At 45.6% G+C, this 13,242-nt stretch carries 8 protein-coding genes and 2 rRNA genes (1 of these 10 cut by a window edge); 5 read left to right on the top strand and 5 right to left on the bottom strand.

All coding sequences use genetic code 11. The annotated features are described in order from the left end of the window. A 23S ribosomal RNA gene (locus PPIS_RS16790) occupies positions 1 to 929 on the top strand; it begins 1,955 nt to the left of the window's first position. Between the two features lie 167 nt (positions 930 to 1,096). Further along, a 5S ribosomal RNA gene (gene rrf / locus PPIS_RS16795) occupies positions 1,097 to 1,210 on the top strand. A 316-nt stretch (positions 1,211 to 1,526) separates the two neighbouring features. Here the strand turns inward: rrf and hemN are convergent. Beyond that, positions 1,527 to 2,897 carry an oxygen-independent coproporphyrinogen III oxidase gene (gene hemN / locus PPIS_RS16800; protein ID WP_010368965.1) on the bottom strand — a complete coding sequence of 457 codons (1,371 nt, stop codon included), beginning with the start codon at positions 2,895 to 2,897 and terminating at the stop codon, positions 1,527 to 1,529. Positions 2,898 to 3,006: 109 nt separating this feature from the next. Beyond that, positions 3,007 to 5,037 (bottom strand): methyl-accepting chemotaxis protein, encoded by a 2,031-nt coding sequence (locus PPIS_RS16805; protein ID WP_019647270.1) that lies wholly within the window; start codon positions 5,035 to 5,037, stop codon positions 3,007 to 3,009. A gap of 127 nt (positions 5,038 to 5,164) precedes the next feature. Between PPIS_RS16805 and PPIS_RS16810 the strand changes: the two genes are divergently transcribed. Continuing rightward, positions 5,165 to 5,962: a Rossmann-fold NAD(P)-binding domain-containing protein gene (locus PPIS_RS16810; RefSeq protein WP_010368961.1), complete on the top strand. Its 798-nt coding sequence runs from the start codon at positions 5,165 to 5,167 to the stop codon at positions 5,960 to 5,962. Here PPIS_RS16810 and hutH read toward each other — a convergent pair. The 3 genes from hutH to hutC form a co-directional block, all read right to left on the bottom strand. After that, positions 5,954 to 7,486 (bottom strand): histidine ammonia-lyase, encoded by a 1,533-nt coding sequence (gene hutH, locus PPIS_RS16815; RefSeq protein WP_010368959.1) that lies wholly within the window; start codon positions 7,484 to 7,486, stop codon positions 5,954 to 5,956. The two genes, PPIS_RS16810 and hutH, sit on opposite strands and share 9 nt — an antisense overlap. A gap of 2 nt (positions 7,487 to 7,488) precedes the next feature. Then, positions 7,489 to 9,168 carry a urocanate hydratase gene (gene hutU / locus PPIS_RS16820; RefSeq protein WP_010368957.1) on the bottom strand — a complete coding sequence of 560 codons (1,680 nt, stop codon included), beginning with the start codon at positions 9,166 to 9,168 and terminating at the stop codon, positions 7,489 to 7,491. Between the two features lie 157 nt (positions 9,169 to 9,325). Then, entirely contained in the window at positions 9,326 to 10,087 is a 762-nt protein-coding gene (gene hutC / locus PPIS_RS16825) for a histidine utilization repressor (RefSeq protein WP_010368955.1), read from the bottom strand. 111 nt (positions 10,088 to 10,198) lie between these two features. Between hutC and hutI the strand changes: the two genes are divergently transcribed. Both hutI and PPIS_RS16835 read left to right on the top strand, forming a co-directional pair. Continuing rightward, positions 10,199 to 11,422 (top strand): imidazolonepropionase, encoded by a 1,224-nt coding sequence (gene hutI, locus PPIS_RS16830; RefSeq protein ID WP_010368953.1) that lies wholly within the window; start codon positions 10,199 to 10,201, stop codon positions 11,420 to 11,422. A 24-nt stretch (positions 11,423 to 11,446) separates the two neighbouring features. After that, entirely contained in the window at positions 11,447 to 13,231 is a 1,785-nt protein-coding gene (locus PPIS_RS16835; protein ID WP_010368950.1) for an EAL domain-containing protein, read from the top strand. Positions 13,232 to 13,242 lie beyond the last annotated feature (11 nt).

Here is a 13,242-nt window from a genome sequence, read left to right on the forward strand (position 1 = left end):
AACCATGGCCACGCTGTCTCCACCCGAGACTCAGTGAAATTGAAATCGCAGTGAAGATGCTGTGTACCCGCGGCTAGACGGAAAGACCCCGTGAACCTTTACTACAGCTTGGCACTGAACATTGACCCTACATGTGTAGGATAGGTGGGAGGCTTTGAAGCAGAGACGCTAGTTTCTGTGGAGCCGACCTTGAAATACCACCCTTGTAGTGTTGATGTTCTAACTTAGGCCCCTGAATCGGGGTTGAGGACAGTGCCTGGTGGGTAGTTTGACTGGGGCGGTCTCCTCCCAAAGAGTAACGGAGGAGCACGAAGGTTTGCTAAGTACGGTCGGACATCGTACGGTTAGTGTAATGGTAGAAGCAAGCTTAACTGCGAGACAGACACGTCGAGCAGGTACGAAAGTAGGTCATAGTGATCCGGTGGTTCTGAATGGAAGGGCCATCGCTCAACGGATAAAAGGTACTCCGGGGATAACAGGCTGATACCGCCCAAGAGTTCATATCGACGGCGGTGTTTGGCACCTCGATGTCGGCTCATCACATCCTGGGGCTGAAGTCGGTCCCAAGGGTATGGCTGTTCGCCATTTAAAGTGGTACGCGAGCTGGGTTTAGAACGTCGTGAGACAGTTCGGTCCCTATCTGCCGTGGGCGTTTGAGAATTGAGAGGGGCTGCTCCTAGTACGAGAGGACCGGAGTGGACGAACCGCTGGTGTTCGGGTTGTGATGCCAATTGCATTGCCCGGTAGCTACGTTCGGAACTGATAACCGCTGAAAGCATCTAAGCGGGAAGCAGGCCTCGAGATGAGTTCTCACTTTGACTTAGAGTCAACTGAAGGGCCGTTGAAGACTACAACGTTGATAGGCGAGATGTGGAAGTGCTGTGAGGCATTAAGCTAACTCGTACTAATTACCCGTGAGGCTTAACCATACAACGCCAAAGTGGTTTACTAGAATTGTTCCAGACAATTCCTAGCATGACCTCCATCCATGGAGGCCTTAGCTAACAGAAGTTAATAGACTAAAGTAGACAAAAGAATTTAATAGCTTTTTCCGGATTTACATTGATGAGGGAGACTTCATTGATGAACAGAATTTCCTGGTGACTATAGCGTTTTGGACCCACCTGACCCCATGCCGAACTCAGAAGTGAAACAAAACAGCGTCGATGATAGTGTGGATTACCCATGTGAAAGTAGAACATCGCCAGGGCCAAATAAGAGAAACCCGTTGCAGTAATGCGACGGGTTTTTTGCTGTTTGGGGTATAGAAAACCTCGCAAGCCAATTAAAACCTCGCGAGGTAAACTCGCTCCTACCACTGTATAAACATGTATCGTAGGAGGTGGTTCACCCGCCGATGGGTTGCAATGAAAATTTCGGTAAAAAACCATGTATTTCAAAGCCAGTTTCAGCAATGTGATGGTTTTTTGCTATTTGAGAAACATAAAATCTCGCGAGACGCACTTCACTCCCACCATAAACACAGTAACGTGGGAGATCGTGGTAACTTAGAGAGAGTAAGGTGGTTAAATAACGCGAGAGAAGCGGGTGTTTTTGATTTGGTTTTGTAAGTAGGCATCAAAGCACATGCAAATGATACGAATAAATAAATTACCGCTACTGGTAACTTTTATGGTGTGTTCATTCAGCTCTACCAGTCCATCTGCTGCTAGCGGCTCGAGAGCGTTAAGAGCTTGAACGAAATATTCGTCAAAATTTATATCATAACGTTGCTCGAACACCTTTTTATCTAACTCAAAATGACAAATAAGCTGTTTGATCACAGCCGCGCGTATTTCATCATCACCACTTAAAGTTATCCCTTTAGTGATCGCACACCTTTTATCACTTAAAGCCTGATAATAAGGTTTTAACTCTTTTTCATTTTGCAAAATCATGTGACCAATTTGAGAAATGGATGACACACCAAGACCTAACAGGTCACACTCGCCATGAGTGGTGTAGCCTTGAAAATTACGATGTAGATGCCCTTCATTTTGCGCCATAGCCAGTTCATCGTCTTTTTTGGCGAAGTGATCCATACCGATGAATTGATACCCAGCAGAGGTCATCTGTTCCAGTGTTTGCTTAAAGATTTCAAGTTTTTCTCCCGCACTCGGCATGTCGGATTCTTTTAGTTTACGCTGTGCTGCAAATCTATCCGGAAGATGGGCATAGTTAAATACAGAGACTCTATCAGGAGAAAGCGCGATAAGTTGCTCAACCGTTTGCTTGTAGCTCTCTACTGTTTGAAATGGTAGCCCATAGATCATATCCATATTGATAGATTTAAAACCGAGCGTTCTCGCTTCCGTTAAGATAGCTAGAACTTCATCTAGATGCTGTGGGCGATTTACCGCAGCTTGTACTTCATCATTAAAATCTTGTACGCCAAAAGATACACGATTAAATCCGAGATCGTGTAGATGTCGCATCATATTTGGTGCAAGTGATCTTGGATCTATTTCAATACCACGCTGTGCACTTTGAGAGAAATTAAATGCACTATTCAGCATTTCGATTAGACGTGTCATTTGCTCGTTAGTTAAGAAAGTTGGTGTCCCACCGCCTAAATGAAGTTGTTCTACACGATACTCAGAAAATAGCGGCGCTTTTGCTGCGATTTCTTGTTCTAAGTAGTCTAGGTAAACGTCAGCTTTGGATTGATGACGAGTAATGATTTTATTACAGCCACAGTAGTAGCATAGTTGATGACAGAAAGGGATATGAATATACAGTGAGAGTGAGCGAGATTTAGAGCCCGTAATCGCCGCTTGTAACTCTTTTTGGCTGTAGCCAGATTCAAGCGACAAGGCCGTTGGATATGAGGTATATCTAGGACCAGATATATTGTACTTGTTGATAAGGGAATCATTCCAAATAGTTAAATTAATCACGATACGCACTCTCGAGTTTTATTAAGAGTGTCAGTGTACTTTTTACCGCTTGGGTTAGGTTTGCCTCAGATCAAAACACGCCGCGATTGCGACGTGTTTTAGTGTTTGATTAAAGCTTAAATTGGTTGACCGTTGAGTTAAGCGCCTTGGCTAAGTCGTTCAAGTCGCGGGCTTCATCTGCCAGTACATTGGCATGGTTGGCAGTGCTATTAACGAGCTCATTAATTTGGTTAAGGCTATTGTTAATATCTTCTGCAACAACGGTTTGCTGCTCTGTTGATGTGGCAATTTGATGACTCTGGTCTTGTACTGTCGTGACCGATTCCGTGATTTCTTTCAAGGCATCAAGCACGGCCTGAGTTTCCTCTACGGTTCCCTCTGCGCGGTCTTGACCTTGTTGCATCATCACTGAAGCTTGTTGTGCAATTTGCTGTAAACGAGAGATCATATTGCGGATGTCATCGGTAGACTCTTGCGTGCGGCTTGCAAGCGATCTTACTTCATCAGCAACCACCGCAAAGCCTCGACCTTGCTCGCCCGCTCTGGCGGCTTCTATGGCGGCATTGAGTGCCAGTAAGTTCGTCTGTTCAGCAATACCGTTAATCACATCGATAACAGCACCTATGTTGCTGGTTTCTTGTTCAAGCCCGGCAACCACTTTTGCGGCCTCACCAATATGAAGTGCAAGTTCAGTCATGACTTCTTGGGCTTGTGAGGAACGTCCTGCACCTTCATTGGTAATACGTTGCACGACATCAGCGGCTTGGTTGGTCTCTTGTGCATTACGTGAGATTTCAGTCACAGTGGCGGCCATCTCGGTCACTGCCGCGCTTACGCTATCCACCTGTTCTTTTTCGCGCTGAATCTCACTGTTAGTATTGTTTGAAACTTCACGCAATTGGGCGGAAGCATTACTTAATTGCTCAGCTTGTGCTGCGGTATCGAGCATCATTGCTCTAAGTTTATCGATGAAGGTATTCATATGCAGCGCGAGTTGACCAACTTCATCTTTACTGGTGATATCGATACGTCTAGTCAGGTCGCCTTCACCCGATGCGATGTCTCGCATGGTTTCGGTAAGCGCTACAATTGGTTTGGTGATCATTTGCGTGGCGAGCAAGATCATTGCCACGATAATGGCTAAGATAATAATCAAGACTGTGATTGTGCTCATGACGGCGTCATTTACTGGCGCTTCGATCAGCGACACCGGAATGAGTAGGCCAACGTGCCAATCCAATAGGGGGTTGTCTAATTTCACATTGTCATAAACAACATAATACGCTTCCCCTTTGAACGTGACCGTACTATTGCCAACGGGGTTACGCTTGATAGTGGCGTTTAGATCGTCAAAGCCTGATGTATTGGCAAACTGGGATTCAAGGCCATCTAGACCTTCTTTGCCTTTCTCGCCTTCATCTGTGGTAGAGAGTGAATGACCAGTACGCTTGGATAAATGCACAACATTTAAATCACCATCAAGCAAAAAGCCAAAACCTTTATCTTGAAACTTGATACGTTCAACCATATCGTTTAATTTATTGATCTGTAAGTCGACGCCACCCATGGCGACGAGTTTGCCGCCGTTATTGTAGATAGGTTGACGGATCACAGCAGACACCGCACCGGTATTGATATCGGTTGCAATTGGACCAACATACAATTTACCTACATCAAGCGTATCCTGCCACCATGGGCGTTTATAAGCATAGTAAGGTCGACCATCTGAATATGCAGATGTACGATCATTTTCTTTAAAATATTCACCGGTGTTTGCTGAGGCAATAAAGGCTGAGAGAATATTTTCATCACCTTTGGCGATTATAACTAAGTCTTCATTGACCTCTTGATAGTCTTTATCTTTAGTCAGATCGGCGCCACGGGTATTATAATTTTCAAACCAATGAATGTTGTGAGGCGTAGAAACAAAGGTTTCAACTACTTTGCCGTACTGGCCAAAGAATGCTTCCATCGCCAATTTTTCAGCTTGAATATAGCTTTGCGTTTCTCGTTCAATTCCATCTCGAGAGAGCGTTGCAATATGGCTGACGAAAAAGCTTGATGCAATAATTAATAATACGGAAATGGTGCCGCCAATTAGCAGCAATATTTTCTTTCTAAGGGATAAATTCTCAAGCATGACACTTCTTATTTTTAGCTTATGCAAACGGTAATCAAACCATAGATAACAGGAGAACGCCACCGTTTGCGTTAACTTCTTTTACATAGATAATACAAGGTAACTTCCTGGTTAAGGTAATATTCATATGAAAGTATTAAATCGCAGTCTGGTGGTACTGGGCGCGGGTTGGCTCGGTGAAGCGTTGTGTCGCGAAGCTGAGTTGCAAGGGTGGCAAATAGAAGGCACCAGAACCCAAGCTAGCGAGATGCATAGCTGGTCAAGGCAGCTGGTCTTGACTGAAAATGGCACCTTAGCGCACTCAGTTTCTTTACACAACGCGTATTGGGTGTGTGCGATCCCACCAAGAGCGAGGCATGTCGATAGTAACTATTTAGAAACGTTAGAACAGGCATTGTTACTTGCAAAGAAGATGTCAGCAGCAGGCTTCTTATTGTGTTCGACCACTGGCGTTTATAGCACCGAAAATGGTGAATATGATGAACAAGGTAAGTTAGCGGATAAAGCCAACCGACGTGTTGATATATTAAGAACTGCTGAAGAGATGGTGCTTAACGCAGGCGGTAAAGTTGTGCGCTTAGCAGGTCTTCAAGGTCCCGGTAGGGAACCCGGGCGATTTGTAGCAGGAAAGGCCTTGTCTAGCTCAGCGAATGGTAGAGTGAATATGGTTCATCGCGGTGATGTTGTTACTGCAATCAATACCGTGATCGCGCAGTGGCAGGATGCTGCAGACATTTATAATGTTTGCTATCCAGCGCACCCCACGAGACAGGCGTTTTATCAATATCACTGTGAAAAGTTAGGGAGTGAGATGCCAAGTTTCGCTTCGTCAAAAGAAGAAGCGCGTATTATCAAAGCCGAGCGTATTAACGAACTCGGCTTTGCCTATCATCATCCGATTGTTAATGAATCTGAGTTAGGCTGAAGGTAAGAATTGTGCTGGTAGCAAGTGCGCCAGTGCAGCTTGACCCAATAACGCATTAGCACTTTCAATATCAGGTGCAAAATACCTATCTTTGTCATAAAAGCTCACGACTGCTCGTAATATTTGCTGAGCTGCAGCCACTTTGTCAGATGGCTTTAGTGGCGCTCTAAAGTCTAACCCCTGCGCTGCAGCAAGATATTCAACTGCGAGTACACCTTGGGTGTTGTCAGCCATTTCCTGTAAGCGTCTTGCCGCAAAGGTTGCCATGGAAACATGGTCTTCTTGGTTTGCTGAGGTTGGGAGACTATCAACACTGCCAGGATGTGCGAGAGTTTTGTTTTCAGAGGCCAGTGCCGCAGCGGTGACTTGCGCAATCATAAAGCCCGAGTTTACACCGCCATTGTTAACTAAGAAGGGAGGCAGTTTTGATAAGCTCGAATCAATAAGCAGCGCGATACGACGCTCAGCCAATGCACCAATTTCAGCAATGGCTAGCGCTAGGTTATCAGCCGCCATCGCGATAGGCTCAGCGTGGAAGTTGCCGCCAGAAATAATATCCCCAGCATCAGCAAATACCAGCGGGTTATCTGTTACCCCGTTGGATTCTACGAGGATCACCTCAGCGGCTTGACGGATCTGAGTTAAACAGGCTCCAAGCACCTGTGGTTGACAACGCAAGCAATAAGGATCTTGTACCTTTTCACAATCAACATGCGCATCACTTATTTCTGAGCGAGTTTGTAAGATATCTCTAAACGCCATTGCGGTGTCAATTTGGCCTTGCTGACCACGGACTTCGTGAATACGCGCATCAAATGGTGAGCGACTGCCCATAGCCGCTTCAATGCTCATTGAACCAACGACACAGCTTTGCGCATAAAGATCTTCAGCTCTGAATAGGCCCTGCAGCGCAAAGGCTGTAGATGCTTGTGTACCGTTAAGTAGTGCGAGGCCTTCTTTTGCAGCTAAAGTAAGTGGTTCAAGTCCTGCTATTTTTAACCCATCGATGGCATCGATAAGCTCACCACGATAGCGAACCTGGCCTTCGCCAAGGATTGGTAAACACATATGCGATAGTGGGGCGAGATCGCCTGATGCCCCAACTGAGCCCTTTTTGGGCACGCAAGGATAGACTTCGGCATTAACCAAGGCTGCTAAGAATTCAATTACATCCAAGCGGATCCCAGAGAAGCCACGAGAGAGTGAATTGATTTTTAGCACCATCATGAGTCGAACGGTACTATCGTCCATTAACTCGCCAATACCGGCTGCGTGCGACAGTACAATAGAGCGTTGTAGCAACTCTAATTCGTCTTTTGCAATTTTGGTGTTGGCCAGCAAGCCAAAACCCGTGTTAATGCCGTAAACGGTGCGCCCTTCTTTGATCACTTGCTGAACTGTGTCTGCACTGTTAGCAATAGCGGCTTTCGCTGATTCGTCTAAGCTGAGATGAACAGGCTGTTGATTGATTTTTCGTAACGTGTTTAAAGTCAATTGGCCTGGGATTAAATTTAGTGAGTACATACTTACTTTCCTTCCAGCATAGGTAAATCTAGTTTTTGTTCTTTTGCACAGTCTTTGGCTATGTCATAGCCGGCATCGGCATGACGCATTACACCGGTACCTGGGTCATTCCATAATACGCGAGATAAGCGAGCATCAGCTTCGTCTGTGCCATCTGCCACAATAACGACTCCCGAATGTTGGCTGAAGCCCATACCAACGCCACCGCCGTGATGCAGCGAGACCCAAGTTGCACCGCCAGCCGTGTTTAACAAGGCATTGAGTAACGGCCAGTCTGATACTGCATCTGAACCATCCATCATCGATTCCGTTTCACGGTTTGGACTGGCTACAGAGCCGGAATCTAAGTGATCACGACCAATCACAATCGGCGCTTTGAGTTCTCCATTTTTGACCATTTCGTTGAATGCTCGTGCTAAACGCGCTCTGTCCTTCAGTCCAACCCAGCAAATACGAGCAGGCAGGCCTTGGAATTGAATGCGCTCACGCGCCATGTCTAACCAATTGTGAAGGTGTGGGTCGTCTGGGATAAGCTCTTTAACTTTCGCGTCTGTTTTATAAATATCTTCAGGATCGCCAGACAGCGCAACCCAACGGAATGGACCTATACCTTGGCAAAACAGTGGACGAATATAGGCTGGAACAAAGCCTGGGAAATCAAAGGCGTTATCAACCCCTTCTTCTAAGGCCATTTGGCGAATGTTATTCCCGTAGTCAGTTGTTGCGGCCCCGCGCGATTGCAGCGTTAGCATGGCTTGTACTTGCACCGCCATAGATTGTTTTGCGGCTTTTACAACGGCTTGTGGATCACTTTCGCGAAGCGCGGCTGCCTGAGCCATTGTCCATGTTTGCGGCAAGTAGCCGTTTAATGGATCGTGCGCAGAAGTTTGATCTGTCACTACGTCAGGCGTGATATTGCGCTCAACCAATTCAGCATACACATCCGCAGCATTGCCCAACAGGCCAACTGATACCGGTTGCCCAGCAGCATTCGCTTCATCAATGATAGCTAACGCATCATCAAGTGTGGTTGCCTTTCGGTCAACATAGCGTGTGTTAAGACGAAAATCGATTCGTGACTCATCACACTCAACAACGAGGGCGCTAAAGCCTGCCATAGTTGCTGCGAGTGGTTGTGCGCCGCCCATCCCGCCAAGGCCACCCGTTAAGATCCACTTGCCTTTTGCCTCACCATTAAAGTGTTGCTTTGCCATTGCTACAAAGGTCTCGTATGTGCCTTGTACTATGCCTTGTGAGCCAATATAGATCCAAGAGCCAGCGGTCATCTGGCCGTACATCATCAGGCCTTTTTTATCGAGTTCGTTGAAGTGATCCCAGTTAGCCCAATGTGGTACTAAATTTGAGTTAGCAATTAATACGCGAGGAGCGTTGCTATGAGTTTTGAATACGCCAACAGGTTTACCTGATTGCACCAGTAAGGTTTCATCTTCTTCTAAGCGGTCTAACGTTTCGACAATTTTATCGAAGCATGCCCAGTCGCGAGCGGCACGGCCAATACCGCCATAAACTACTAGTGCATTTGGGTGCTCAGCAACTTCAGGGTCAAGGTTATTCATCAACATGCGCTTTGCGGCTTCAGTAAGCCAGTTCTTTGCGGTAATGTCTGTACCTCGTGGCGCGCGGATCTCGCGGCTAGGGTCTAATCTTGGGTTGTCACTCATTCTGCTCTCTCCTGTTGTATATACAACCTAAGTGAAACGTCTAGTTGCAGCTATTGCTTAGTTTCGCTAGGTTGTTAGTTTATTTGTATTGCATGGCAGCCTAGGCCGCCAGGTCGTTTTGATTTACCTGCCGCGATGTTTGGCGACACTTTATGTGTTATGACCTTTGCTTAAAGGTGAGATGACCACCTAAGCGATATTTACTGCCTGGCGAAATTAACCTCGCGAAGCTAACAATGCCTTTTGCAGACCAAGTTCGGCGGATCATTTGTAAGCATGGTTCTTCATTATAAAGCCCAAGCCACTGGCAAACCTCTCGTGATGGCATAACAGCTTCAACGGTGTGTCTAGCCTCTGTGAGCGGCGCGACTTGAGATAAATATTCATGAGGGGTAGTCAGTTCAAAGTTTTGGTCTAAATACTCCGGTGCCAACTGTGGATTGACAAAGCGCTCTTCGACTTGCAGTGGTTGTTCATTTTCATTATGTACAATCACGCTTCTGTAGACTGGCGCGTCCGCTTCTACACCGAGTGCAATGGCGATAGGCGCTACTGCTGCAATAAGTTCAAGCGTTAGTACGGTACATGAGTATTTGCCATTGCGTGCGTTGACCTCGTCGGCAATATTGCGGATCTCAAGTAACGAAGACTGAGATTTAAAACTGGCAACAAAAGTACCTAGGCCTTGGCTACGAGTTAAAATTCCGGCTTCAGTTAGCTCGCTTAGTGCTCGTCTTGCGGTCATTCGGCTAACATTAAATTGGTCAGCTAACTCATTTTCCGACGGTACGCGCTCGTTTTCGAGCCAGCGCGCGGCGCGAATATTATCGATAATATATTGTTTTATCAGCGCAAATTTAGGAAGCTCAGGCACAATTGTTGTCTCGAGTTCATATTTATGTAAATAAAGATGGCACACTTCTCTTGTATATACAAGTATCCCTGATAGACTCAATGAATAAATCTCGCAGTGAGCGAGTTTCTTTCAATGTGTTGGCATATGGATTTGATTTAGATTAGGACAAGTATGATGTTAGAAGCCGATTTGCTTATTATCGATGTTAATATTGCAACTATGGATCCCAATTTGGATACCCCTTATGGTGCGATAGAAAACGCAGCGATCGCCATTAAAGATGGCAAAATTAATTGGTTAGGCCCTCGTAGTGAATTACCTGAGGTTGACGCCATTGCAACACCTATTCATAAAGCCAATGGCCAATGGTTGACCCCAGGGTTAATCGACTGCCACACGCATATTTTATTTGCAGGCTCTCGGGCCAACGAATTTGAGCAACGATTACTGGGGGCGTCATATCAAGAGATTGCCGCGCAAGGTGGTGGTATCGCAAGTACTGTTAAGGCGACACGATTGGCAGACAGAGAAACGCTGTATGTTAACGGTAAGAACCGCTTGAATAGTCTACTCAAAGAAGGGGTTACAACGGTTGAAAGTAAATCGGGTTACGGCCTCGACGTTGAAAATGAGCTAAAACTGCTAGAAATTAATCAACTACTTAATGAGCATCACCCGATTGATGTGCATAGCACGTTCTTGGGCGCACATGCATTACCCCCAGAATACAAAGATAATAGCCAAGCCTACATTGATTTAGTCTGTGATGAGATGCTGCCACAAGTTGCTTCGCGCCAATTAGCAACGGCTGTTGATGTATTTTGTGAGAACGTGGGATTTACCTATCAGCAAACTGAGCAAGTATTTACTCGAGCACAACAGTTGGGATTACAGGTTAAATGTCATGCTGAGCAGCTATCTAATCAGCATGGCAGCGAGCTGGTGGCAAAGTTTAAAGGGCTTTCAGCGGATCATATTGAATATCTTGATGAAGCAGGTGTGGAAGTAATGGCGAAAGGGGACGTTACTGCGGTGCTTTTACCTGGTGCTTTTTATTTCTTACGAGAAACGCAATTACCACCAATTGACTTGCTCAGAAAGCACAAAGTAGCAATGGCACTCGCTAGCGACTTCAATCCGGGTACTGCGCCTTTGTGCTCACTGCGATTAATGCTAAATATGGCATGCACATTATTTAGAATGACACCGGAAGAAGCGCTTTGCGGTGTTACGGTTAATGCTGCGAAAGCCTTGGGGTTGAGCGATCGTGGAGTATTGAAAGTTGGAACGCGGGCGGACTTAGCGTTATGGGGCATTACCCATCCTGCACAGTTAAGTTATCAATTTGGTGTAGCGGACCTGTCAAATTTGTGGATCTTAGGTAAACTTAATCAGTAATGATCCTTTTATAAGCAACAAATTATGCTTTCAATTTCAACAGCTAGTGGCGGAGCCTCGGAATTATTGCTGTCTGAAGGAATAGCGATACTAATTACGCCAATGATGGCTGGCATGGCTGGAGCCATTGTAATGGGGGCGTTAGCATTAATGCTGCAGTGCCCCTCAGGTATGCTCAAGCTGGCTCACCTTAGCAGTGCAACACTTGCAATACTGCTCGCCTTTACGGGCAATATCACTACATTACATTTACTTACTCTGACGATACTCTTATATTTATTCCATGGCTTACAGGAGCACAAAAGTGGCTTATTGTTGATAAGTGCTGCGGCGATAGTCACTTTGGTAATGTGGACTGTGTCTGAATATCTATGGACATTTCCTGCCCAGCATGGCGCAATTGTCATTGTGTTTATGTATATTCTTTTCCTTGCCTATCAAGCGTATAGCAGCGCAAATGAATTTGAATTGAAAGAACACAATGATGACCACACCGAGCATGAAAGTTTGGGGTTACCTGGTCGGCAAAGTTTTAAACGTGCTTTTAATGAATATCGCCAAACGGAAGGGAGCCCTTGTATGCTCGTGCTAGTCCGTCTCATGGGTTTCGAGCAGGTAAATTTTCATTTGGGGCGTGAGTTTGGTGACTTGCTGTTAGCTCAATCGGCTAATCGTATTGCGCAATGTTTGCAATCCGGTGATGTTATGGCCATCACTCATGGCAATGAAACTGCGAAAATGGCGCATCTAGGTGGTCTTAACTTTGCGTTTATATGTTCGTTAAAGCATGGTAAGCACTTTCATGAGCAGCTGATAGAGGAAATATCAAACAGCACTTTAAAGCCATTCAATGTTGGTAGCTGTACGTTAGAGATCATGATGCGTGCGAGTTACGTAAATTGCGATGAAGAAATGGGGCAACTTGAGAACCTGATTTCTTGCGTGTTTTTAGCGCTAGATACACAATCAGAAGCGCATCAGCATAGCCATCAACAAGTCGTACCGTATCAACAACGTATGCAAATTCATCGACTGGAGCAACAGGTTAGGTTGTCGGAGTTAGCTAAAATCAACTTTCGATCTGAATTTGAGCTCTATTTTCATCCAGTCGTTCGTCATGAAGATAACAGTATTGAGTTTGTGGAATTACTGTTGCGCTGGCAGCATCCAAAGCAAGGGATTTTAAGTGCCAATGAGTTCATTGATGATATTCGTTTAGTTGGACTTGCTATTCCCGTTGCTGAATATGTACTAGAGCGCGCTTGCGAAATCGCATTGGCACTGAAAATGGAAGGGATCAGCGTTCCCATCAGTATAAATGTCTTTGGTGCTGAGCTGTTGAGCGAAAGCTTTATCGAGTTTATTGATTACACCATGCTCAACCATCAGTTAAGCCCCGGTGCTATCATTATCGAGTGTCCAGCTAGTATGCTTGCCGAACTAGATGAGCAAGAAATTGCGATGATCAGTCGTTTGAAGAACTTGGGTGTAAAAATGTGTGTCGATAGCTTTGGTGATGCACCGCTGGTGCTTGCTAAATTACCGGCACTGCGTTTTGAGTACGTGAAACTGTCGCGCAATATGACGCAAGAACCTGAGCATATGGGGCATACCAAATCCTTGGTAAAAGGCATTGTAGAGATGCATCAAGAAAAGCACTGTCGCGTGATTGGCGAGGGTATTGAATCTCTCGGGCAACTCGAGTTTGTAAAAAGCATTGGCACGGTGGCAGCGCAAGGGTTTTACTTTTCTCGACCACAGAACAGCAATATTTTGATCAGTTGGCTCAAACAAAGGCTGCCTCAATAATTAGGAGCGGC

This window comes from Pseudoalteromonas piscicida (assembly GCF_000238315.3).
In the GTDB taxonomy this organism is placed as follows: Bacteria; Pseudomonadota; Gammaproteobacteria; order Enterobacterales; family Alteromonadaceae; genus Pseudoalteromonas; species Pseudoalteromonas piscicida.